The sequence below is a fragment of the Sporosarcina sp. CAU 1771 genome, assembly GCF_054482775.1.
Genome location: NZ_JBTLRN010000003.1, coordinates 213,269 through 237,043, shown reverse-complemented (window position 1 = coordinate 237,043; position 23,775 = coordinate 213,269). Strand labels below are relative to the sequence as shown.

The following is a 23,775-nucleotide window of genomic DNA, read 5'->3' as shown; positions in this document are numbered from 1 at the left end:
TATGGATTTAATTATTTTATCATTTTTTGCAATCGTCCCTCTTTTAATAGGGGTACTCATTATTAATATTATTAAGGAAACAAAATTAACCGTCCCATTACTTCTCTTTTTATTTTTCGGAAGTGTATGGCAGTTCGATGTAGCTACACTGTATTCACATATTTATTTATCAGCTGAAACGGTTGATTTTCTCTTTCGATTCCTTCGCTTTGGACCCATTATGCTTACTCCTACGCTTTTCTATTTAGCTTATTCAATTGCAATAAATAATTTTAGTTTCGGTTTGGAAACTAAATGGCGTTTCGTAGTAAATAAATACGTCTTAGTATCTCTTTATATATGGGGCCTATTCGTTTATTTAATCGGATGGACTTCTAGCGGAGTGAAAGAACTTGTTTTCATCGAAACTATAGGAGGTTCAGGTTTTCTTTTCCCTATCTACGGTTCTTTGTCTTGGATATTCACTTTAAATGTCGGTTTACTAATTGTTGGATTTACGGCTTGTTTATTCCTTCTGACACAGTTAGAGAACAGTGATTTCAAGTCCTTTTTACGCTCTTTTACAATCGTTGGGACAATCAGTTATGGAATAGCGGCGTTCAATATGCTACCGGAAGCTAAACTTTACCCTAGTGGCATTGCGGTGATTTTCTTTGCAGTTTCAATATTTAAATTAGCGATGAAGTTGCAAATTGCTACCGTAACTAGGATGAACGTTACGTTAACAGAGCAAAAAAAGAAGATTCGCTACTTGGCCTATCATGATGAATTAACAGAGCTACCTAATCGTCGGTTATTTAATGAAGATTTAGAACTTAAAATTGAAGAGGCTAAACATAACGATGAAATATTAGCCATAATCTTCATGGACCTAGATCGTTTTAAGAACATTAACGATACATTAGGACATAATATCGGCGATTTACTTCTCTTTGAAATATCAAAAAAACTTAAGAAACTCACAACATTAACGAATAATCAAGTAAGTATTTATCGTTTGGCGGGCGACGAATTTACGGTAATTATTGAAAAAGAGAATGAATTGGGCATTGATAATATTGCAAAATCAATCTTGGCTATCTTTAATGAGCCTATTCAGGTAGAACAATATAACGTATCTATTTTACCTAGCATGGGCATCAGCATCTACCCTAAGGATGGAATCGATGCGAATACATTAATGATAAATGCTGATTTCGCGATGTACTTTGTAAAAGAAAGCATTCAAAATAGAATTCAGTATTACACGCCTGAGATCTCTAGGAACTTCCATCGGTCTATCCTTATAGAAAAGCAATTGCAGACTGCATTAGAAAAAAATGAATTCGAATTATTTTTTCAACCCAAATTAAATCTGAAAACCCAGATGATTTCAGGGATGGAAACCCTCCTCAGATGGGATAATAAAGAGTTTGGAAAAGTTGCTCCAGGTGAATTTATTCCAATAGCCGAAGAATCGAATTTAATTTTATCAATAAGTGAATGGGTTTTAAAAGAAGCCTGCCTACAGAACAAAAAATGGCAGAATGAAGGATATCCTCCATTAACCATAGCCGTAAATATTTCAATTAAACAGTTCAGCCTAAATACTTTTGTCGAAACTGTTTCAAATACTTTAACTGAAACCCAGTTAGACCCAAAATATCTTGAGCTGGAAATCACAGAAAGCATTGCCATTAAGGATATAAATTCAACGATTGAAAAACTTCAACTGCTAAAGAATCTTGGCGTAAGTATTGCTATTGATGATTTTGGAACAGGTTATTCCTCACTTAGTTACTTAAAAAGGTATCCAGTTGATGTCTTGAAAATCGATCGGTCCTTTATTACAAATATGGCAGCCAATGAAGAAAACAAAGTAATCGTCGAAAGTATTTTATCAATTGCTACACACTTTAATTTGGATGTCGTTGCAGAGGGTGTTGAAACAGATTCAGACTTAAGACTTCTGAACAATCGCAACGTTCAATATGTACAAGGTTACTATATTGGACGCCCTGTACCTGCATTGGAATTTGAAAAGAATTATTTGAAAGAGGGTAATTTTAGCGCAATCAAAGCAGCTAAATCTATCCTTCCGAATTCAACTGACGCGTAAGGTTTCGTGTACTTATCTATTCTTGTTAAAGCCCCTACCCCTTGCTAAGTAAGAGGTAGGGGCTTTTTAAATTTATGCATTCGGTAATCCTATTAACAGAAACAACACATATGTGAACTATAACGATAAAAAAATCCCCCCAGACCAAAAAAGGTCCAGAAGGATTCCATCACTACACATTATTCAGTTCACTTCTTACTATCATTCACCATTTTCGTATACTTCACACCACTTGCTTTTCTCTTCAGCATATCCTCAATAATATCTGACAAATAAGCACCGGCCTCAACTGGAGGCATACCACCTTGGTGAATATTCGATATGACCGTACGATCTGATTCAACAGATTCAGCACCTGGTTTGTAAATAAAGTACGCGCTCAAACTTTTCGAAGTAGCTAAGCCTGGTCGCTCACCAATCAATGAAATCACTAAGTCACAATCAACTATTGATGCTACATGGTCTTGTACCCACACACGGCTACGGTTAACGTATATTGGTTGTCCCATTGAAATTCCTTTTAAGCTAAGTCCTTGTTGAAGGGATGAGAGTAAATCAGGAATGTTCTCTTCCATGCCCGTTGTACTTAAGCCGTCTGAAACAATGATTTGGACTTGCTTGCCCTTGTCCCCGTTCTTCTTAAGCCAATCTGCAGATTCTTCACTTAGGTATCTTCCAGAATCGAGGTTCATCAAATATTCATCCAACGATTTAGAAACTGTTTTCAATTGGGGTAGGCCTAGTTCTGCAAGAAATTCTTCCGATGCTTCTTTACGAACAGCGTCTTGTGCGGCTGCGTGATCCAACCTAAAATCAAGATAGCTTTTTGTTTTCATTCGTGTGCCTGCTCGACCAATTCCGATTCGAGCGGGGGTTATTTTCTGCGCATCTGCAATCACTTTCGCGTTGACAGGATTATCAACTTCAACTACTTTTTCTCTTGAATAAATCAGAGTCCCGCTCTCGGTTGGATTCGTTATCGAACTCGCATTCGAATTCTTTCCCGTCTGCTCTTTCATTATCTTCTCAACAACTTCTCTTACAACTTGTTCAATATTCACAGATATGCTCCTTTCAATTAGGAAAAGATCGATAAGTCGCCTGCACGGGCAGTGAGTCGTCCATTTTCCATAATCTCCATTTTTTCGAGCCATTTTTCAAATTCACGCAATGGTCTTAGACCAAGTAATTCTCTTAAGCTGGCATCATCATGGAAGCTCGTGTCCTGATAGCTCAGCATCACATCATCGCCCCCTGGAACGCCCATGTAGAAGTTGGCCCCACCTACTGCTGTGAGCATCCCTGCAATCTCCTGGTCGTTTTGATCCGATTCCATATGATTTGTATACGTAGGTGCAATCCCCATAGGCAAACCGTTTAATTTCCCCATAAATAGATCCTCTAAATCAGCGCGAATCATTTGGCGACCATTAAACAGAGTCTCCGGGCCAATGAATCCGGATACATTATTCACCATAAATGGTTTCCATTTACGTGCATATCCATACGTTCTCGATTCTAATGTTTGCATATCTATACCATGATCCGCATCAAGTGATACTTCAGATCCTTGACCTGTCTCAAAGTACATTACGTTTGGTCCTGCTGACGTTCCTCTTTTCATCATCGCATCATATGCTTCATCTAAAAGTGAAACATTTACCCCAAAGTCTTTGTTCGCAGTTTCTGTACCAGCAAGACTTTGGAACATTAATCCAATCGGTGCACCACGATTAAGTGACTCAAGCTGAGTAGAAATATGTGCAAGTACACAGTTTTGAGTTGGAATTTCCCATTTCTGCATGAAGTCATTGGATAAGTTCAATAGCCTAGTAACTGATTCAACTGAATCATTATTTGGATTAATACCTATTACTGCATCCCCTGAACCGTAAGACAATCCTTCTTTTAGCGATGCAAGAATACCGTCTACGTTGTCAATTGGATGGTTGGGTTGACACCTGAAGGCTAGTCTTCCACGTTCTCCAATTGTCGTGTTGCAGTGTGCTTCGTATCTTATTTTCTGCGAGGCAATGACTAAGTCCAAACTGGACATTAGTTTTGCAACGCCAGAAATCATTTCACTTGTTAAACCGCGACTCATTCTTTTCAAGTCCTCTTCAGAAGATGAATGAGACAAAATATATTCTCTCAAATAACCGACTGTCCAATGGGAAATTTCATTGTAAATCGTTTCGTTTACTTGATCATAAATAACGCGAGTCACTTCATCTTGTTCATAGGGAAGGACAGGGTTCTCATAAATATCTTTTAACGTAATTTCACTTAAAACGTATTTTGCAGCTACTCTTTCCAAAGAAGTCTCAGCAGCTACTTTTGACATACGATCGCCAGACTTTTCTTCACTGGCTTTTGCCAATACATCTATAAGTGATTTAAATTGGAAGGACTCTCCTTTAATTTGAGCTGATAATTTCACAGACTACACATCCTTATATTTCTATTGATCGACTACTTTTAGATTTTCTTATAAATCCTAAAAGTAGATAAAAAAAGTCCAACAAATCTGTTTTGCAACAACTAGATTTGTTAGACGAAGTACATTTTATTACAATAATTTCATAACATCTTTAACGGTTTCAACCGAATGGTCAAGCGCTGTTTTCTCTTCAGTAGTTAACGGCAATTCAATAATACTTTCAATACCGTTACCTCCAAGAATCGTTGGTACACCTAAGTACAAATCAGAGTACCCATATTCCCCTTCAAGGTAAGCGATTGAAGGAAGAATGCGTTTCTTGTCGTTTATTATCGCATCGGCCATTTCTACAAGAGATGCTGCCGGTGCATAATACGCACTACCATTCCCTAAAAGGTTAACGATTTCTCCGCCGCCTTTTCGAGTACGTTCAACAATTGCCTCTAAGCGATCTGACGGAATCAAGCGTTCTAGGGGAATTCCTCCTGCGTATGAATAACGAATCAACGGTACCATTTCGTCACCGTGTCCACCTAATACAAAACCTGAAATATCTTCTACAGAAATATTCAACTCTTGTGCAACAAACGTGTTGAATCGAGCTGTATCAAGAACTCCTGATTGCCCAATTACACGGTTTTTAGGGAACTTAGTCGTTTTATAGCAAACATACGTCATTGCATCCACTGGATTACTTAGTACGAGAATGTAACTATTCGGTGCATACTGAGCGACTTTTTCAGAAATCGCACGCATAATTCCAGCATTCGTCGAAACTAAATCATCACGACTCATACCTGGCTTTCTTGCGATGCCTGCAGTAATGATAACCATATCTGCATCTGCAATATCTTCGTAATTAGAAGTGCCTTCAATTTTAGAATTGAATCTTTGAACAGGACCGGTTTGAAGTAAATCAAGTGCTTTTCCTTTTGTCGGGTTTTCTTGTTCAGGGATATCTAATAGTACGATGTCACCTAGCTCTTTTTGAGCTAACATTAATGCTGTTGTTGCACCTGTAAATCCGGCTCCTATAACAGCAATTTTAGGTCGAGTAAACGCCATTGTTATCCTCCTCCACATTGTACTGCTTTAGATTTATTTCTTTTCTTTTTTAACCGGGGCTTTTACTGGTACTTTTTCCGGTTCTACCTTTTTCGGTTTTTTAATCATACCGTACGTCTCTACATCTGCACGTGGAATCACGTGTGCCGAGACAAGTTCGCCAACTCTAGCTGCTGCTAACTTTCCAGCATCTACTGCTGCTTGCACAGCGCCGACGTCTCCCTCTACAAATACTGTAACGAGAGCACCATCTATTTTTTCCTGATTAACGAGTTCCACATTTGCAGCTTTCAACATTGCGTCTGCTGCTTCAATAGACCCGATCAATCCACGGGTTTCAATCATCCCTACGGCTCTCACCATCTGACTCACCCTTTCTATCTGATTGGACTTCTGTCGAATCGACAATACCGATGATGACAGCATCTATTGGAATAGAATTGCCAGGCGCAATAAAACGAGCCGAACTTCCTTCAGTAACAATGACCTGATCACCAATTCCTGCACCAATACGATCGGCTGCAATGATTGGAGAATGAATCTCTGTTCCATCAGGATAAATAGGCTGAACAAATAACAAAGTTAACCCTATAAGTCCGTCTTCTTTTCTAGTTGCCCATACATTGCCTGTTACTTTACCGAGTTGCATAACATCACCGCCTTATCCATCAATCGTTTCTATTTTCTTATTTAAATCTCTACTTCTATCCTTCGCCAAAGGCGTTACAATCGTTGATTTTCGAACGCGAATAATAGAGCCCGTACTGTTTTCGACGTCTAGCTGAGTTAACAGCTTGCCTTCAAATGTACTGCTCGATACTTGCGGTGTAGCTGCTACAGGTTGAGATACATGTGTTGTGGCTGGTTGCCCTTCTACAATAAGTCTACCTGCCTGTCCTGTTCTAATAAAACCAGCATTTGCTTCGTCTGTATCAATATGCATTTCCAATCGATACGATGAAGAAACTCGAACAAGAACGCGATCAAATGTCATTGGACGTTCTGTTTCTGCTTTCACCTGTACATATTGACCATTTGAAACTCCAAATCCTTCTGCATCACTTGGCGACATATGAATATGAGATTGAGCAATAATGAGCCCTTCCTCCAAATACAAACTGCCTTTAGGCCCAATAATTGTAACTGGTGAAGACCCTTCTATATTACCTGATTGACGAAGTGGTGGCTTAAGCCCCAATGCAAACGCATCTGTTTGACTCACTTCTACTTGAGTTAGATTTCTAGCTGGACCAAGCACCCTCACTCTACTAATAGAGCCTTTAGGTCCTGCCACCGTCACTGTTTCTTCCGCCGCAAACTGATTCGGCTGAGAGAGTTCCTTCAGTTTTGTTAGTCCATGTGAAGGTCCGAATAAAACAGCAAGGTCATGTTCCGATAAATGAACATGACGCGCTGAGACTGCGATGGGAACCTCGGACGGCTTCAACGTCGAACCTTTTTTATTCACTTGCTGAAGTACCTCTTCCACAATTGACTGTATCCACTGTGGATCCATAACGGTTCACCCCTCTTTCCTTACATAATTTCATTGGCGTAAACAACAAGCCTTAAAATGAACAAATTATGTCACTTCAAGACTTGCGATAACGCACCATATTGATTACTTATTATCTGAAAGTTGTGGAAGAATTGATTCAATTTCGTTGTGAGGACGTGGAATTACGTGAACTGAAATTAGTTCTCCTACACGTTGTGCTGCTGCTGCTCCTGCTTCAGTTGCCGCTTTTACAGCACCAACATCTCCGCGTACCATTACAGTTACAATTCCTCCACCTACGTGAACTTTACCTACCAAATTAACGCTAGCTGCTTTCACCATTGCGTCTGCTGCTTCAATCGAACCTACCAAACCTTTTGTTTCAATCATTCCTAGTGCTGACATTTCTCTAGCCATAATATATTCCTCCAATTAGTTAGTTTTTATATTGTTTTAATACTTGTGAAACCAATTTTGATACTTCGTCTACATCTACTTCGCCGCTTTTCCCCATGGATTCAACAACACTTTTCACAATTGCACTTGTGTCGTCTTGAGGCGCCTCGCGTTTTTCTGGTGCTGGCATCGACCCTTTTTTCGGTATCGATACTTCCTTAATACCATACGCCATTCGTTTGATATTAAGTAAATGCTTCGCTGTAACGTTGTCTGATGTAATATTCCCACCAAATGTTCCACATCCAAGCGTCAATGATGGAGCGAGGGCTGTTGTGCCACCAACCGCACCAATCGATGATAACGTGTTTACCATGATTCTTGAAACAGGTAAGTCAAGAGAGAACTCACGAGCTATGTTGTCATCTTCCGTATGGATTGACAAACTGTGACCACGGCCACCCAAGTCAAGTAAATCGCTACAAATTTGTTTTGCATCAGCTGTATCTTGTGCTTTATACATCGCGAAAATTGGTGAAAGTTTCTCCAATGAAAACGGAATATGTTTACCAATTTCGGTTTCTTCAGCAACAAAGATTCGGATAGAGTCATCTATTTCAATTCCAGCAAGTTCTGCAATAAGTGCTGGGCTTCTACCGACAATTTTCGGGTTAACTTTTCCTGGGACTGGTGAAATAACTTTTTCCATACGTTTCTTTTCTTCAGCGTTCAGGATGTAAGCACCATTGTTTTTTAACTCACGGACAACCATTGAGTAAACATTTTTGTCTACGACCATTGCTTGTTCTGTTGCGCAAATTGTTCCGTAGTCGAATGATTTACTATCTACAACCATCGCTACTGACTTTTCAATTTTAGCTGTCTTCTCAATATAAACAGGTACGTTACCAGGACCAACACCATAAGCTGGTTTACCTGAGCTATACGCAGCCTTGACTAGCGCTCCGCCACCTGTTGCAAGTATTAAATTGGTATCCTTATGCGTCATTAAAGCTTGTGTCGCTTCCATTGATGCGAGTGACAACCAACCAATTAACCCTTCAGGTGCTCCTGCTTCAATTGCTGCCTTTTCACAGACTTTCAATGCTTCAGTCGTACACTTCACCGCATAAGGGTGAGGACTCACAACAATCGCATTTCGTGTTTTAAGCGCAATTAAGGTTTTAAAGAATGCCGTTGACGTTGGATTTGTTGTAGGAATAATTGCTGCAACAACTCCAAATGGAGCTGCAATTTCAACTAAACCTTTTTCTTTATCTTCTGAAATGATGCCGACAGTTTTAAGATCTTTAATCGATTCATATACATCTTTAGAACCTACATCATTCTTGATCTTTTTATGTTCGACGACGCCCATTCCTGTTTCTTCAACAGCTAAGACAGCAAGATCATAAGACTTTGCATACGCTGCATCAGCGACTGCTTTTACAATCTTATCTACTTGTTCTTGCGAAAAAGACATATATTGAAGTTGTGCGTCTTTCGCTTTCCTTACTGCATTTCTCATTTCCTGAAGTGCTAGTAAGTCTTTATCAGCGATTGCAGACATAGTATCACGCTCCTTTAAGAAGTTACTAATTTATTTAATAACGTAATGGGTTTTTAACTAATTCGATGATTGCATCCCTAAATGCATCCGCTGCTGCTTGGCATGCAGACTGGCTACCTGTTAAGAGTCCGCCTCCAAAGTTTGTTTCCGAAGGGGGTTCAAACAGTACCTTTATATCTACGTCTGCAGCTTTTAAAGCCGCATCCAAGCCTACAATGGATTCAATTGGCGGTGCAATGAGATAAGCGATAGCGTCTCCCTCTTTCACACCTGCAAGTTCTGATAAATAACTTCCAGTACGAGAAACGACATGTGCATACAATACATGACTTGCATCGTCATTTAACGCTTCAAAATGTGCACCAGAATCAACCATTGTTTCTATAGCTTCAAGCCCACTTCGCACTTGCTCTGGTGTAGGACCTGCAATAACACCAATAAATTCACCAGACAACGGGCCTGATGGATGACCCGAACCCGCGTAGAAAGATTTTGCATACACAACTTCGACGTCTGCATACTTCGTTGCTTCATCCAAAGCAGTGTAACCAATATCATCAATCGTCGATGTAAACATGCCAATGCTACGATGTTCTTTTTTAAGGTTGTATTTCTCAGCCAATCCCGCATCGACATTCGGAATTATTTTCACAGATAACAAGTCTGCTTTCACTCTAGGTAGTTGCATTTCGTCAATCAACCTCCCTTAAATTATTGGTGCTTCTAATTCTCGGTTCGATTATCCTTCTTTTTCAACAAGCTTTACTCCACTTGCCTCGTACTTCAATACTTTTTGAATAACCGTTCCTAAGTAAGCACCTGCTTCAACTGGTGGGATTCCACCTTTATGAATGTTCGAAACGACCATTCGATCGGCTTCAATTGCACCAGATCTAGGCTTATAACATAAGTAGGCACTCAATGAATCAGCACTTACAAGTCCTGGACGTTCACCTATGAGGATGATTACAACGTCCGGCGTCAATAAATCACCGATTTCATCCATTAGCGCGACTCTGCCTTTATCTACATAGAATGTTGTTCCAATTGGAATGTTTAAGTTGCTTAGCGATTGCTTTAACGATAAATACACATCTTCAATATTTGTCTCAACCGCACTGGCACTCAATCCATTTGAAATAACAATCTGAACCGTTGGAGACTTTTCACAGCGCTCTAAAACGGTTTTTTTCGACTCGTCAGAAAGTTTTCGACCGTAATCTGGACGGCGAATGTATTCTTCTTTGTCAGCTACTCTCGTTTCTACAGAAAAAATATCCAGGTTTTTCAAAATAGATGGATCTACTTCACCATAAACAGCATCTACAGCAGCTGCATGGTCATATCTGAATTTGAGCCATGTGTCTGTTCTAGGTCGACTCCCAGTACCCGTTCGACCGACAGCAATTCTTGAAGGAGTTTTCTTACGCATTTCTTCAAGCTGCTGCTCTTTTTTTGCTAGTGCATCTTCTGACTGGGCAGTGGGTTTCCTTATAGATGTCGATGTCGGTACACTTTTAACTTCCTTCGTTACAAGTGGTTTAATCGAAATTAAGGAATCATTTGATGTCTTGTTCAGTTGTTCAATAATTGGTTGACCGACAGATTTATTGTCTCTCAACGCAACTTCTGGTTGTTTCGTTTGTTTATCATCATTTAAACGCTCCACAACCAATTTCGTAATCGATGCAATTAGTTCTTCATTCAACATAGTCGCCTCCTATCCCGTGAAAATTGTCGGATCTCCTGCACGAGCACTTAATCGCCCATTTTCAAAAATCCCCATCTTCTCCAGCCACTCAGCATATTCCGGAGCGGGGCCTTTGCCTAACGTATGTCTTAATGTTGCGATGTCATGGTAACTCATCGATTGGTAATTCAACATACAGTCATCACCCATAGGAGCTGCAATGATAAAGTTTACACCCGCTGCTGTCAATAACACACCAAGGTCTTCGTTATCATTTTGATCGGCTTTAATATGGTTTGTGTAACAAATGTCTACTCCCATAGGGATACAGTGCATTTTCCCCATAAAGTGATCTTCGAGACCAGCTCGCGTTACTTGTTTGCTATCATATAAGTACTCAGGTCCGATAAATCCAACTACCGTATTCACGATGTATGGATCATAATGACGCGCAAAGCCATAGTTACGTGACTCAAGTGTTACCTGGTCAATACCATAATGAGCTTCTGCTGACAATTCAGATCCTTGTCCTGTTTCAAAGTACATACGATTAGGACCTGCACTTGTGCAGTAATTTTTCGCCATATCCGTAGCATCTTGGATAAGTTGAGCTGAAATACCAAATGAACTGTTTGCTTTTTGTGTTCCTGCGATACTTTGGAAAATCATATCTGCAGGGGCACCTCTCTCAATCGCCTTCATCTGCGTAGTTACGTGAGCAAGTACACAGTTTTGCGTAGGGATTTCCCATGTATTAATAAAATCATGACTCGCTTCAAGCAATCTCTTTACACTCTCAACTGAGTCATCAACTGGATTTATTCCAATAACCGCGTCACCAACACCGTAAGATAGTCCATCTCGTAAAGATGCGAGCATTCCTTCTACACTATCTGTTGGGTGGTTTGGCTGAAGTCTCGAAGCTAGCGTTCCTTTTTGGCCAATCGTAATATTACATGTCGATAAAACTTCAATCTTCCCAGCCGCATGGACAAGGTCTAAATTGGACATGAGTTTAGTTGCAGCTGCAATCATTTCACTCGTCAAACCTCGACTGATGCGTTTTAATTCTCTATCGCCGTTTCGATCATCTAAGATAAATTCACGAAGCTCAGCAACAGACCAGTTTTTCATGCTGTTATATATCGGTTCGTTGATGTCATTCTCAATAATAAATGACACTTCATCTTCTTCGGGATCTAAAAAAGGGTTATTACGGATGTCCGAAAGTAAAATATCACTCAAGACAGTTTTTGCCGCAATTCGCTCCTGCACCGTTTCAGCTGCTATTCCAGCTAGGCGATCCCCCGATTTTTCTTCGTTTGCTTTTGCGAATACTTCCTTTAAATTTTTAAATTGAAAGGTTTCTGCGCCCATGGTTGTTTTCAAGTTCAACTTGTCGTGCCCCCTTACTTTAGGAATGAAAGGTCAACGTTTTTATAACAACAGGTACAACACCTGACTGCATAATCTGACCAATATCCATATAATCCCCATGCTCTACCTCAATTTGGTCGACACACAGGATGCTTTGTTGCTTATCCAACGCTTGTAATGATTGTCCTAATACTTTCGCGTGATCACTTTGCAACACAATGATTAAAGGTTGTCCTGGATTAGGCTTTGATAAACGAGCTTCTAGCAGTTCTTTAGCCATTTGTTGAATATCTTTAAATCGAAGATAGGGTAAGTTTGTTAAATAGAGAACAAAGTTTTGGCCTTCTTTTCCAGGGTCATAGACCTCAACAGCCTTGTCCATACTTACCTTTAGTTTATTCAGGCCCACTGTAAAGTCATCTTCGAATGAAATTTCAAATACCGGGAGATTCTTTTGTGGCAAGTCATTGCTATCCACTTGAATCGTAGCTCCACTAATATTCGTCGTTTGTGTACCTGCACCTAACACGGTTGCGCGAACTGTCTCTGCCGGAACACGCCATTCAAACTGGTTCTTGTCCATCTCATTGCGCAGTTCAGCCGCCAGTTCCATTCCGATATCATCGTAGACAGCATCTGAGTCAGAGTGTTCTTCATGCTTGTAAATACATTCTGAAATACCGCCTGAAATAAATACAACTTCTACATTCCTGGTCCAATTTGGTTTGTGACCTAAAAGTAAAATATCGTCTTCAGGTGCATCTTTTTTCGACAATGTTCGAACCAATGCCTTCGTTAGTTCCGAAACTACTCTAGTTACAGTTGACGAAGATTTGTCATCTCCAACGCTTAAATTCCAGCCTTTCCGTTCCAATAATTGCTGAATTGGTCGAGAAATACTTTTCACTTTACCCATTTCAAACTCGATCAACCTACCGCCTACGTGGAGAGTTGCAGTTCCCGCAAGTTTTTCGCCATCGTAAACAGCTATGTTAGCTGTACCGCCACCAATATCTACATTCGCGACCATTCGATCGGTTCTTTTCGCATAATCAAAAGCACCAGAACCCTTAGCCGCAATTATTCCTTCAAGATCCGGTCCAGCTGTAGCAACTAAAAATTCTCCCGCAGTATCGGATAAATGATGAACCATTTCTTCTGCGTTTTTCTTCGTGGCTGTTTCACCAGTTATTATAACTGCACCCGTTTGAATTTCTTTGGGCGAAACACCCGCCTTTTCATATTCTCTGCTTACGATTTCAACGACTTCTTGTAAATCAATCACTGTTGGTGACAAAAGCGGTGTGCGGAAAATCGGACTACGATAAAGAACTTCTTTATCCACAATTTCAATTCTCGGAACATGCATGCCTCCTGCCATATTCATCAACGTAAATCGACTGATGACAAGCTTCGTCGTACTCGTACCTATGTCTATGCCTGCACTTAGTAGCGTTTCTTCATGAGAATGTAAACTTCTCAAATCCTTACACCACCTCACTAAAAGGAAAAACGCCCCTATAAAGCAGAATCTGAGTTCTGTGAATAAGAGGCGCCATTGCCTAAATGCTATACTTTTTTTAATGAATCCTCTTTAAAGATAACGTAAATTTTGCTTAATGTAAAGGTTTTCACATGCAAATAGCGGGATCTTCATTATGTTTTTCAATGTAGTTTTCCACTTCTTTTTTGTTTGAACAGGAAACTAAATCCCTAAGTATTTGTATCCCCTGCCCCGTAAGTGCAGAAGTCTTAATAATGGGTCCACCTGCCACTACTTGTTTTAAGCGATGTAGCGCTAGCTCTACATCCGCATTTGGGTGATCTACTTTCGTAATTACGCCTACAGGTATTTTAGAGATGCCTGTACTAAAACCGGGAGGAAAGATTAACTTATCTCCTGTAGCGTCTTGAATATAAAAAACATGCGTTACTTCTAAAGAGGTGGCCATTATATTTTTATAAAACATTGGGTTCTCTGTATATTCTCCAGGCGTGTCCACAACCCAGTCCTTATAAACAAGAGTTTGTGTTTTCATCGCCTTGACTTCTTTACCTAACAACGCATTCGTAAGTGTCGATTTTCCTGCACCAATCGATCCGATTAACATGACTCTGTTTTTCAAGTCAACGACTCCTTATGATTTCGTAATAGAGGGCGTCGAAAATCCTAATGAAGTAGACAAAAATCGATTTACTTCTTGCATCGCCATCTCTACCTCTGATACAGAACCTACAAGAACCAAACTTCCTGTGAAACGGTCTAAAAATCCTATTCGTGCACCTGAAGCTTTTGTTGCAATGTCTCCTGCAATGATTACAGTTTCACTAGGTGTCAACGTTAATATCCCAAGTGCGCCTACTTCTTCAATACCTAATTTGACAAACATATCCGCATCCGGGTTGGCAATTATATGACTAAGGGTTACTTGTTTACCTGGTACAAACTCTTGTATAAATCGTTGTTTCTCTTCACTCATCTTTGTCCGCTCCCGTCATTTGGCTTATAGACCATTTTCACCTTTTGTAACCGTCTTTGTCAACTAATCAGGACGCAACTTCGCCTAAGCGTAGTTGCGTCCTGATCAAAGTTCCTATTCAAACTTAATTCTTATTTTTCGTCTAAATATTCACCTTCGCGAATTACACCACTAGCTCTGTCTTCTGCTTCAAGTTTCAATGCTGTAGGAACAGATAACCAATAAGCTAGTCCAACTGCAATAAGTCCCGCTGAAAGTTTACCTATTAAGATCGGTAAAATAAGTGTTGGTTGGAAGTTTGCTGTGAATGATAAGTGATCTCCCAATAGGAAAGCCGCACAAACTCCGAAAGCAATGTTAATAACTTTATCTTTTGGACGCATGTAACGAACAAGTTGGAACATCGCTAGAATGTTAGCAATTGTAGCCAACATACCCGCACTCCCTGTAGAGTTCAAACCAATCTTTCTTCCTGCTGCCTCCAAAGGTCTTGAAGCATATTTACGTAGTAAATAAACCATCGGGAAAGCCCCTGCTAACATAATCCCTATATAACCGGCTGTTTCAAGTGCACGGAATTGGTCTGCTTCGTCTGCCATAATTGGGTCGAATCCCCAAGCTCCGAACATTGTCGAGAATACACCCGTGAAAATTTCAACGATAGAAAATACTAGTACTAATTTAATCGCTGCATCCATTGTACGACCAAAAATCATGAAACCTCTGATCATTAAGTTTGGTGCAAATTTTAATCCTGCGGCAATTGCAATAACAAATATAAATAAAGGTGATAAGTTCGCTAATATTTTGCCGATGGACAACGAAAACTCTAATGTGGAAGCACTTGTTGTATCGATAACTTCACGTACTTTTGTGTTGAAAACTAATGTGAGCACACTTGCGATAAACGCACCGATTGGAATTGTCAAAACCCCAGCCATAATACCTAGTGCCATGAACTTGTGATCTCGCTTGTCTAACATTGCTAGACCCATTGGAATTGAGAATACTATTGTCGCTCCCGACATAAATCCAACAATCAATGCCATAACTAGTCCGTCTTGTGTCTCTTTTAATACGTTTGCAAGTTGATATCCACCCATGTCTGAAGCCAAAATCGTCGTTGCAGCAATTGCTGGATCTGCTCCGATCGTACGAAAAATTGGCCCAAGAACTTTATCAATAAATTGCGATAAGTATGGAATAGATGCCATGATTCCTGCTGCTGGTACAAAAATATGTCCGACTGCTTGGATTCCAGTCATAAATTCTTTTCCGATTCCTTCTTCCGGATTTCGGATTGCTCCAAAAGCACCTAAAACCGCACAAACCATAATAATATAAACTACGTAATTACCTATATTCTCCATTCCAGTTTCCACCCCATTAATTATTATATTGATATATAAAAAAAGATGCGTCTCGTTGGATTGAGTAGTCCAACGCGAAGCATCTGTGCTCCCATACTATTCACTTGTAGATGCAAACTTATTTCTCACTTTCCGAAATAATGATTTGCGACGTCTTTAACATAGACTGGTGTTTATTCATACTTGTCCTCCGAATCTTTTGATAAGCTTCATCTTCAGAAAGACCTTCTTTTTCCATCAGTAAACCTTTTGCTTTTTCAACAAGTTTCCTTTGTTCCAACTCATTTTTCGCCGCCGAGACTGAATCACGAATTTCTTGAATTTTCTCAGCTTGATGAAAAGCTACTTCCACTGCTGGTATCAAATTCACTTCTGAAACCGGTTTCACTAAATACGCCACAACGTTTGCATGCTTTGCCTGTTCGATGAATTCCTTTTGACTATACGCAGTTAACAAGATAATTGGTACATCTAATTTCCCAGAAATTATTTTAGATGCTTTAAGTCCATCTAACTTCGGCATTTTTATATCCATAACAATTAAATCTGGTTGCAACTCAAAAGCTAATTCAATTGCTTTTTCACCATCTCCTGCTTCCCCAACGACTTCGTAGCCATTCGCAGTGAAAATAGATGAAAGATCCATTCGAATAATAGACTCATCTTCAACGATTAATATTCTTTTTTTCATCGTCTATAAAGTCCTTTCCTTCCTTCGGAAATGTCACAAGCACCATTGTTCCATTCGATGATGAATCAATAGTGTAGGACCCCGTTAGATCGTGTTCAATGATCGTCTTCACAATATCCAAACCAAGAGAACTTTTCATTTCGTTTTGAAAACCGGATCCGTTATCACGAACTTTTAATATAATTTGATTTCTTTGCTGTTTAAACTGTACTCGAATATATCCAGTTTGTCTATAAGAAAATGCATGATTAATAGAATTTTGCACCAATTCGTTTACCACAAGTGCAATCGAGACCGCTTTTTTAGAGTTTTCAATAATTTCTTCATTGCTCACTTCTAGCTCTATTGCTTTGTCTGTAGCATTATTTTGCAAAAGCATGCTTGCAATTTTATTGGATAATTGAACGATGTCTACTTGGTCTTCATCCGCATGATCCCCAGACAAAATAATCTCATATACCGAAGCAATACTTAACACTCGATTTAAACTATCCGTTAAATAACCTTTACTTTCGTTTGAAACGCCTCTTCTAATTTGCAAATTCAATAAACTTGCAACCGTTTGCAAGTTGTTTTTTACTCGATGATGAATTTCTTTTATTGCTACTGACTTTAGAACAAGTTCTCTTTCTTTCATTCTCAAGTCTGTGATATCCCTAAGAAGAATGAGCATTCCATGCATATGGTCATCTTGATAGATATCTACTTTTCGAACTTCCAAAAAGGTTTTCCCTACTTTAATTTCTTTTAATACCAAATCTTTTTCTGTCTCGATAAAAGGTGAAATGAACGGAATCACCTTCGTAACTTTTTTTCCGATTCCACCTTCAACACCAAACTTTTCAGCAAAATAGTTTTGAGCAGCAGGATTCGCATAGACAATACGAAGCGAAGAATCGACGAGAATAAAGTGCTCTTTTAAAATATCGGAAAGTGCTGGTCGCCCTAAGTCGGTTCCAAAATATAATTCCCACAAAAGCGCTTTAGAAGTTTTTGCATTCTTTTTCGTTGCTGTCATCAATTTATCTTCAAATTCAAGTTCTTCTTTTATTAATGTTGCAATTACGACACCAGAGTCATTCTTTATTGGTACAACACTTTGATGCACAAGTCTCCCATTTTGCGTGACAGCATTATTAAAAAATAGTTTCTTTCCCGTTCGAAACGACAAAAAAACACTTGGTTCAAACTCTTCGTAAACCATAGTTCCGACATAGGGATCGTTATAAATAGATTCACCTGAACTTGGTGAAGCTTCAGCAACGACAATTGCATTCAAGGAATCTTTCACTAAGCAATCTATAAAAATATTCGTACTCGTCATATCTGCAATTAACTGAAGTTGCTCTGCAGTTCTTTCTATTGTTTGTATTTCTTCTTCATTTAGCAATGTGTATTCTTGACATAGTTGTCGAACTTTCAATAGGTGCTTCACTCATGCATCACACTTTCAGTATAACGTTAAAATATACAATAAATCTTATCACACTTTTCTAAAAAATGCGAAACGAATCCAAAAGGGAAAGGAAATTTTAAATGGAATGGAGAAATGAAAGATGAATCTACTCTTAAGAGATTTCGAGGTTTTACCAATTAAATCATTCTATAAATGCAATAAGCATTCAACTTCAACTAGTTTTTACTAGTATGAGGCTGAACTACTTATTCAGTAACGTTTATTTGTTCTACTTCCTTCTTCAAATCTTTCAATCTTTTTTTCTTCTTTAAATCCTTTTCTCTATTTTCAATCATGTTACTGATTTTCGTTAAGATAAATGTTACCGCAACCGTGAAGAAGACCAATCCGTAAAAACCTGCACCTATTCCAATTCCAACTCCACCAGCAAAAAAGATCATCGCCGCACTCGTTAAACCTTTAACTCTTAACCCGTCCTTCATAATCAAACCCGCACCTAAAAAACCGAGTCCTGTTACAATTTGAGCTGCAAGTCGCATAGGATCCATTCTATTATTAAAGTTTGAACCACCAAAAAATTCTGCACTATAAATCGAGACAAGCGTGATTAATGTACATGAAACTGCTACATACGTAAACGTTTTAAGTCCGGCTGGTTTGTTTTTAGAAGTTCTATCCCATCCTATAAACATTCCAAGTAACGCACTAATAAGTATTCTTGCGTATACCTCAAGGTTCTGGCCAAATTGTTCCTCATAAATGAGCCCTAAGTATTCCATTTGCGTTCCCTCCCCCCGAGTTAGATAAAGACTGCCGCAAAATGTAGAATTCCATTTTGGACAGCCTTACTAATTATAACTCATTATTTACAATAATTTCAAGATTCTTTCGCTTTAGCTAATAAAGATAGATTCGCCCTTCACTAAATAGCTTTTCTATCCAATAAAAAAAGACAGCTTTAACTTCCATAATAACTGGAGTAAAAGCAGTCTAGAATGTTCTCTTATGTGTTTCAACAAACTAAACTTGCCTCAATTCACCTTCCACTATCCGGCGACTGCCATTTCTCTGTTTTCTTCCTTACCTTTCTGGTGAAAAACTCATAAGCAACTCTAACAAGGATATTCGTTAGAATAATAATGATTGACATTGCAGCTGCGGATTCTGTATTTCCTTCGTCCATCATCGTTACTATCGCTACTGAAGCTGGTTGCGTTTCTGATGTATAGAGGAAGATAACAGCAGATATCGTTGTCATAGAATTGATAAAGAAATAGATAAACATTTCTACGATTGCAGCGAATGACATAGGTACAGTAACCCTGGTGAATGTTTTATAAAAAGGAACATCCATCGTTTCTGATACGGGTTCAAACTCCTTATCTAGTTTTTTTAATGCCGTATTAGCTGTGAAAAAGTTAACCGAAAAAAAGTGAATGATGTTTGCTAGTATCAATATCCAAAATGTTCCGTATAAGAAATGAAGTGGGTTTGAAAAATAAATATCCGTAAAAGGGATTGAAAGCTCCGTTTTATTAAAGAAGAATATAAACGCTAAACCAATAGCTAGACCAGGTAACGCCAAAGGTAGTATCGATAAAAAGTAGCCTAGTTGGCGCGTCTTCCTCATGAATCTTGACTTTTCAATCATGTATGCACCTAAAAACACAATTATCGTACCTATGATTGCCGTCATTAGTGCAATCCACAAACTATTTAAATAAGGTTGAATTCCACCTGTAGAAACTCTTTTAAAACTAAAGTGATCCAGAGTAAATGACGGATCATAAGGCCAGTATTTGCTTAGTGCAGGTATCAGCACCGCCGCCATAACGAGAAAGATTGCACCTACAACGATACCGCAATAAATGAAATAAAATCGATCACGCATCTTGTTTACTTTAATTTTATAGGGGACAGATTGCGCAGTAATAACGGTACCCTGTTTTTTCTGTAATATTCGATCCGCAACAAACGCAAAAACTGCTGGGATTATCAATATTAGACCTACAGTTGCACCCATCGACATGTTAAATTGACCTACTACTTGTTGATAGATATCCGTTGCCATAACGTTATATTGTCCACCAACAACTACTGGCGCTCCAAAATCCGTGAAGCTAAGTATAAAGGCTATGATAAAAGCACTAAAAAGTGCGTATTTTATGCTCGGAAGTGTCACTGTAAAGATCTTTTTAATTGTACCTGCGCCTAATGAGTCTGCGGCTTCGTACAATCGATAATCCGTTGTTGCCAACGAAAGACTTAACAATAGAAATGCTTGAGGTAGCGTATATAACACTTCTGAGATGATAATTCCAACAGGACCGTACAAGTTAATATTAAGACCAAAATCACTTCCAAATAAGCCGAAAAATCCGGTAGTGATGATCCCTTTATTCCCGAATAAGTTAATCAGACCAATTCCATAAGTCATTGTTGGAGCGAATAACGGCAGGAATATCATATATCGAAAAAATGCTTTCCCTTTAATTCGTGTGCGTGTAATTGCATATGCGAAAAAGAAGGCTAATGCTACAGATATTATTCCTGTCGAACTTGCGATAAATAATGTATTGAACATCGATTTTACTAATGATGGGGTAGAAAAGTATTCGATGAAATTTGATAGTCCTATGAATTCCTCATTGCGATCATGAATTGCCTTTGATATTAATTCAAGCATCGGTAATACGAGGGCTATAACCAATCCCACTACGAACAGTACCAAAACGATTCTTTGTATGATTCCAGCTTTATCAATCTGCTGTCGAGCTTTACGCTTCTTTTTCATCACACCAATAAGATCCTCCTTCACCTCGAATTCTCAGATCAACTATCGCGATAAAATTAGATTTCTATACTTAGTACTGGAGGAGTCTTTCTTTTCTAAACTTAATGTAGAGTACTTTGTCTTTTGCAATTCGCATCCGTCCAATTTCTTCAGCTAAAACATCCACAATTAAAAATTCATGGTCTGTCTTCATATCCGTCTGGTCTAAAATATTTAAGTACACCCGAATAGAAGATCCTCGAAACTCCACCGCTTCGACAATTGCTTTTATCGAGCCCTCTGTCTGCTCTTCTTTTACCATTACGTGCTCAGGTCGTATCGCACAATACGATTCCTTATTTCTTATAAAATTAGCCGTTCCAATAAAGTCGGCTACAAATGGCGTTTTGGGTTGTTCATACACTTCAGTCGGCGTTCCAATTTGCTCGATTACCGCTTCATTCATCACAATAATTCGGTCTCCCATTGTCAAAGCTTCTTCCTGGTCATGTGTAACCATAATTGTAGTGATTCCTAACCTTTCTTGAAGCCTTCGCATTTCCATTCGAAGCATGACGCGTACTTTGGCATCGAGTGCAGATAAAGGTTCGTCCAATAGTAGAAAACTTGGCGATAAGGCTAGCGCTCTAGCTAAAGCGATTCGCTGTTGCTGACCACCTGACATCTGCGATGGGTAGTAGTTTTGGATTCGCTCCAAATTTACAAGAGCAAGTGATTCATTTACTTTTTCTTTTATTTCATTTTTATTAAATTTATTGTTTTTAAGTCCATAGGCAATATTTTGCGCAGCTGTCATATTTGGAAACAAAGCGTAGGATTGAAACACTATACCAAAATCCCTTTTTGAGGGAGGATAGTCAGTAATATCTTTATTTCTCATAAGAACACTAGAGCCAATATCAGGTTCCTCCAAGCCCGCTATTATTCTTAACAATGTTGTTTTCCCACATCCGCTAGGTCCCACTAAGCAGACGAACTCCCCCTCATCCACATCAAAGCAAATATCTTTTAACGCAGTAAATTTACCAAATGTTTTAGTCACGTCTTTTATTGCTAAAAAGCTCATTGGGTACTCACCCCTTATAGATTCATAGTTTCGTCAAGACACACAGTTCTCTACTTTGCGAAGGCATCAAGAACCCCCTTGAAATTCATGATGCCTCCACTGTAGAAGACTAAAAAGCTCTGTACTCTACCTTTAGAAATTTAATCTTTAGGTGCATCTTTTGATCCGTAGCGCTCGATCCACTTTTCATTAATTGAATCTCTACTTTTTGCGGCCCAACTAAAGTCATTCTCTATCATTTGTTCTTCGATGTTCTCTGGGTAGCCTTCCGGCGGCGAACTCCCAACGTCCGCTCCAATCACACCATGATTCATGTGATAAGCTTCTAGCGCGTTATCACTGATTGCCCAATCTAAGAATGTCTTTGCAGCAGCTTTTATTTCTTTTTTATTTACAAGCGCATTCGCCTCAATTTCCCAGCCCAAACCCTCCGTTGGCAAAATCAATTCCACAGGTGCGCCTTTTGCAATTTCTTGTACAATAGGGTATTCAAACGTTAAACCTATCGGGAACTCACCTCGAGCAACGTCTTTTGCCGGCTTAGAACCTGAGTGAACGTATTGATTTATGTTTTCATGAAGACCGTCCATAAACTTCCATCCCTCATCCTCTCCAAAAATTTGGAGCCATGAAGAAACCGTTAGATACCCTGTACCTGAAGAGGCCGGATTTGACATAATTACATGGTTTTTGTATTCAGGTTTCAATAAATCTTTGTACGACTGAGGTGTTTCGAGTCCTAATCTTTTTAGCTCCGCCGTATTTACAGCGATTGCTGCAACATATGCATCTGCACCTGTCCAAAGGGCGGGATCATTTATTGTATCTTTAAACTGTTTACTTAAACGATCAATGCCTTCCGGGTTGTATCCCGCTAGTAAATCGTACTCTTCCAAAATCATAATACTGCTTGCTGCTACACCAAAAATAACATCTGCTCTAGGATTATCCTTTTCTGCAATTAGTTTAGCAGTAGTAACACCCGTAGAATCTCGAACTAAATCCACCTCAATTTCTGGATGTGCTGCGTTGAATCTTTTAATATACTCAGGTAGCTCATCAGACTCCATCGAACTATAAACTGTTATCGTATCTTTTTTACCCTTTTTACCCGAGGCTCCTCCACAACTTGCTAGCATGACTGACAACAACACGACCACAAAAACGAAAAACCAAGACATTTTCACCTGCTTCACGCCTTCTCCTCCTAGCTATAATTGTGTTTATACGTTTTCAAAACTCCTACATTCAGCTATGAAATGGTTGGACTTGACGATTCTTTATCCTTCTTATTCTTTGTTTTCATTTTACTTTTTGCGCGTACATCTTTTTGTTCAATATAATGACTAACTTTTGCTAAAATAAAAGTTAGTATTACTGTGAAAAACACTAGACCATAGAATCCTGCTCCTATGCCAATACCCACACCTCCCGCAAAAAAGATCATGGCTGCACTGGTTAACCCTTTGATACGTAAACCATCCTTCATAATTAAACCGGCCCCTAAAAAGCCGAGTCCAGTTACTATTTGGGCTGCAAGACGCATTGGGTCCATTCGATTGTTATAGTTAGACCCTCCAAAAAACTCTGCACTATAAATGGAGACCAGTGTAATTAAAGTACATGACACAGATACATAGGTGAATGTCTTTAACCCGGCAGGTTTATTTTTAGAGGTTCTGTCCCACCCTATAAACATTCCAAGAAGTGCACTAACAAGTAACCTCAAATAGACTTCAAGGTTTTGAACGATTTGCTCTTCATAGATGAGCCCAAGATGGCTCATTGACACCAACTCCTTTGAACAATCCAAAGTCCATTCT

23 protein-coding genes are annotated in these 23,775 nt (G+C 39.1%); 1 reads left to right on the top strand and 22 read right to left on the bottom strand.

Translation table 11 applies throughout. The features are described 5' to 3' along the window. The first annotated feature begins 1 nt into the window (after position 1). Complete coding sequence (locus ACXYMX_RS05145; RefSeq protein ID WP_459043157.1) at positions 2–2,098, top strand: putative bifunctional diguanylate cyclase/phosphodiesterase; 2,097 nt, start codon at positions 2–4, stop codon at positions 2,096–2,098. Between the two features lie 188 nt (positions 2,099–2,286). Here the strand turns inward: ACXYMX_RS05145 and eutC (ACXYMX_RS05140) are convergent, their stop codons facing one another. From eutC (ACXYMX_RS05140) to ACXYMX_RS05035, 22 genes are all read right to left on the bottom strand, one after another. Continuing rightward, the gene (gene eutC, locus ACXYMX_RS05140) at positions 2,287–3,159 is read right to left on the bottom strand and encodes an ethanolamine ammonia-lyase subunit EutC (protein ID WP_459043156.1); all 873 of its coding nucleotides are present in this window, start codon (positions 3,157–3,159) and stop codon (positions 2,287–2,289) included. Between the two features lie 17 nt (positions 3,160–3,176). After that, positions 3,177–4,538: an ethanolamine ammonia-lyase subunit EutB gene (locus tag ACXYMX_RS05135; RefSeq protein WP_459043155.1), complete on the bottom strand. Its 1,362-nt coding sequence runs from the start codon at positions 4,536–4,538 to the stop codon at positions 3,177–3,179. A 129-nt stretch (positions 4,539–4,667) separates the two neighbouring features. After that, positions 4,668–5,603, bottom strand: a complete 936-nt coding sequence (gene mdh / locus ACXYMX_RS05130; RefSeq protein WP_459043154.1) for a malate dehydrogenase — start codon at positions 5,601–5,603, stop codon at positions 4,668–4,670. 33 nt (positions 5,604–5,636) lie between these two features. After that, positions 5,637–5,966 carry a BMC domain-containing protein gene (locus tag ACXYMX_RS05125; RefSeq protein WP_459043153.1) on the bottom strand — a complete coding sequence of 110 codons (330 nt, stop codon included), beginning with the start codon at positions 5,964–5,966 and terminating at the stop codon, positions 5,637–5,639. Further along, the gene (locus ACXYMX_RS05120; RefSeq protein WP_459043152.1) at positions 5,941–6,252 is read right to left on the bottom strand and encodes a EutN/CcmL family microcompartment protein; all 312 of its coding nucleotides are present in this window, start codon (positions 6,250–6,252) and stop codon (positions 5,941–5,943) included. The genes ACXYMX_RS05125 and ACXYMX_RS05120 overlap by 26 nt, the downstream gene beginning before the upstream one ends. 12 nt (positions 6,253–6,264) lie before the next feature. Further along, complete coding sequence (gene pduL / locus ACXYMX_RS05115; RefSeq protein WP_459043151.1) at positions 6,265–7,119, bottom strand: phosphate propanoyltransferase; 855 nt, start codon at positions 7,117–7,119, stop codon at positions 6,265–6,267. Positions 7,120–7,224: 105 nt separating this feature from the next. After that, a complete protein-coding gene (gene eutM / locus ACXYMX_RS05110; protein ID WP_459043150.1) occupies positions 7,225–7,518 on the bottom strand; it encodes an ethanolamine utilization microcompartment protein EutM in 294 nt (97 codons plus the stop codon). 19 nt (positions 7,519–7,537) lie between these two features. Continuing rightward, a complete protein-coding gene (locus tag ACXYMX_RS05105) occupies positions 7,538–9,067 on the bottom strand; it encodes an aldehyde dehydrogenase family protein (protein WP_459043149.1) in 1,530 nt (509 codons plus the stop codon). Between the two features lie 34 nt (positions 9,068–9,101). Then, positions 9,102–9,755 carry an ethanolamine utilization microcompartment protein EutL gene (gene eutL / locus ACXYMX_RS05100; RefSeq protein ID WP_459043148.1) on the bottom strand — a complete coding sequence of 218 codons (654 nt, stop codon included), beginning with the start codon at positions 9,753–9,755 and terminating at the stop codon, positions 9,102–9,104. Between the two features lie 51 nt (positions 9,756–9,806). After that, positions 9,807–10,775: an ethanolamine ammonia-lyase subunit EutC gene (gene eutC / locus ACXYMX_RS05095; protein WP_459043175.1), complete on the bottom strand. Its 969-nt coding sequence runs from the start codon at positions 10,773–10,775 to the stop codon at positions 9,807–9,809. Positions 10,776–10,787: 12 nt separating this feature from the next. Then, positions 10,788–12,134 (bottom strand): ethanolamine ammonia-lyase subunit EutB, encoded by a 1,347-nt coding sequence (locus ACXYMX_RS05090; RefSeq protein ID WP_459043174.1) that lies wholly within the window; start codon positions 12,132–12,134, stop codon positions 10,788–10,790. A gap of 37 nt (positions 12,135–12,171) precedes the next feature. Further along, complete coding sequence (locus tag ACXYMX_RS05085) at positions 12,172–13,617, bottom strand: ethanolamine ammonia-lyase reactivating factor EutA (RefSeq protein WP_459043147.1); 1,446 nt, start codon at positions 13,615–13,617, stop codon at positions 12,172–12,174. A gap of 148 nt (positions 13,618–13,765) precedes the next feature. Continuing rightward, positions 13,766–14,260, bottom strand: a complete 495-nt coding sequence (locus ACXYMX_RS05080; protein WP_459043146.1) for a EutP/PduV family microcompartment system protein — start codon at positions 14,258–14,260, stop codon at positions 13,766–13,768. Positions 14,261–14,272: 12 nt separating this feature from the next. Then, complete coding sequence (locus ACXYMX_RS05075) at positions 14,273–14,614, bottom strand: BMC domain-containing protein (protein WP_459043145.1); 342 nt, start codon at positions 14,612–14,614, stop codon at positions 14,273–14,275. A 131-nt stretch (positions 14,615–14,745) separates the two neighbouring features. Then, positions 14,746–15,984: an ethanolamine utilization protein EutH gene (eutH, locus tag ACXYMX_RS05070; protein ID WP_459043144.1), complete on the bottom strand. Its 1,239-nt coding sequence runs from the start codon at positions 15,982–15,984 to the stop codon at positions 14,746–14,748. Between the two features lie 118 nt (positions 15,985–16,102). Continuing rightward, positions 16,103–16,675, bottom strand: a complete 573-nt coding sequence (locus tag ACXYMX_RS05065; RefSeq protein WP_459043143.1) for an ANTAR domain-containing response regulator — start codon at positions 16,673–16,675, stop codon at positions 16,103–16,105. Then, a complete protein-coding gene (locus ACXYMX_RS05060) occupies positions 16,650–18,098 on the bottom strand; it encodes a sensor histidine kinase (protein WP_459043142.1) in 1,449 nt (482 codons plus the stop codon). Before ACXYMX_RS05060 ends, ACXYMX_RS05065 begins: the two co-directional genes overlap by 26 nt. Before the next feature lie 239 nt (positions 18,099–18,337). Further along, positions 18,338–18,871: an MgtC/SapB family protein gene (locus tag ACXYMX_RS05055; protein WP_459043141.1), complete on the bottom strand. Its 534-nt coding sequence runs from the start codon at positions 18,869–18,871 to the stop codon at positions 18,338–18,340. Positions 18,872–19,128: 257 nt separating this feature from the next. Continuing rightward, the gene (locus ACXYMX_RS05050; RefSeq protein WP_459043140.1) at positions 19,129–20,886 is read right to left on the bottom strand and encodes a putative 2-aminoethylphosphonate ABC transporter permease subunit; all 1,758 of its coding nucleotides are present in this window, start codon (positions 20,884–20,886) and stop codon (positions 19,129–19,131) included. A 70-nt stretch (positions 20,887–20,956) separates the two neighbouring features. Further along, positions 20,957–21,952 carry an ATP-binding cassette domain-containing protein gene (locus ACXYMX_RS05045; protein WP_459043139.1) on the bottom strand — a complete coding sequence of 332 codons (996 nt, stop codon included), beginning with the start codon at positions 21,950–21,952 and terminating at the stop codon, positions 20,957–20,959. 140 nt (positions 21,953–22,092) lie between these two features. Next, on the bottom strand, positions 22,093–23,148 hold the full coding sequence (locus tag ACXYMX_RS05040; RefSeq protein ID WP_459043138.1) for a putative 2-aminoethylphosphonate ABC transporter substrate-binding protein: 1,056 nt from the start codon (positions 23,146–23,148) through the stop codon (positions 22,093–22,095). A gap of 56 nt (positions 23,149–23,204) precedes the next feature. Then, a complete protein-coding gene (locus ACXYMX_RS05035) occupies positions 23,205–23,738 on the bottom strand; it encodes an MgtC/SapB family protein (protein WP_459043137.1) in 534 nt (177 codons plus the stop codon). Positions 23,739–23,775: the final 37 nt, after the last annotated feature.

Coding starts and splice junctions, on each gene's coding strand:
- ACXYMX_RS05145 (WP_459043157.1), top strand. CDS start 2: ATGGATTTAATTATTTTATCATTTTTTGCAATCGTCCCTCTTTTAATA.
- mdh (WP_459043154.1), bottom strand. CDS start 5,603: ATGGCGTTTACTCGACCTAAAATTGCTGTTATAGGAGCCGGATTTACA.
- ACXYMX_RS05125 (WP_459043153.1), bottom strand. CDS start 5,966: ATGGTGAGAGCCGTAGGGATGATTGAAACCCGTGGATTGATCGGGTCT.
- ACXYMX_RS05120 (WP_459043152.1), bottom strand. CDS start 6,252: ATGCAACTCGGTAAAGTAACAGGCAATGTATGGGCAACTAGAAAAGAA.
- pduL (WP_459043151.1), bottom strand. CDS start 7,119: ATGGATCCACAGTGGATACAGTCAATTGTGGAAGAGGTACTTCAGCAA.
- eutM (WP_459043150.1), bottom strand. CDS start 7,518: ATGGCTAGAGAAATGTCAGCACTAGGAATGATTGAAACAAAAGGTTTG.
- ACXYMX_RS05105 (WP_459043149.1), bottom strand. CDS start 9,067: ATGTCTGCAATCGCTGATAAAGACTTACTAGCACTTCAGGAAATGAGA.
- eutL (WP_459043148.1), bottom strand. CDS start 9,755: ATGCAACTACCTAGAGTGAAAGCAGACTTGTTATCTGTGAAAATAATT.
- ACXYMX_RS05090 (WP_459043174.1), bottom strand. CDS start 12,134: ATGGGCGCAGAAACCTTTCAATTTAAAAATTTAAAGGAAGTATTCGCA.
- ACXYMX_RS05075 (WP_459043145.1), bottom strand. CDS start 14,614: ATGAGTGAAGAGAAACAACGATTTATACAAGAGTTTGTACCAGGTAAA.
- eutH (WP_459043144.1), bottom strand. CDS start 15,984: ATGGAGAATATAGGTAATTACGTAGTTTATATTATTATGGTTTGTGCG.
- ACXYMX_RS05065 (WP_459043143.1), bottom strand. CDS start 16,675: ATGAAAAAAAGAATATTAATCGTTGAAGATGAGTCTATTATTCGAATG.
- ACXYMX_RS05055 (WP_459043141.1), bottom strand. CDS start 18,871: ATGGAATACTTAGGGCTCATTTATGAGGAACAATTTGGCCAGAACCTT.
- ACXYMX_RS05050 (WP_459043140.1), bottom strand. CDS start 20,886: ATGAAAAAGAAGCGTAAAGCTCGACAGCAGATTGATAAAGCTGGAATC.
- ACXYMX_RS05045 (WP_459043139.1), bottom strand. CDS start 21,952: ATGAGCTTTTTAGCAATAAAAGACGTGACTAAAACATTTGGTAAATTT.
- ACXYMX_RS05035 (WP_459043137.1), bottom strand. CDS start 23,738: ATGAGCCATCTTGGGCTCATCTATGAAGAGCAAATCGTTCAAAACCTT.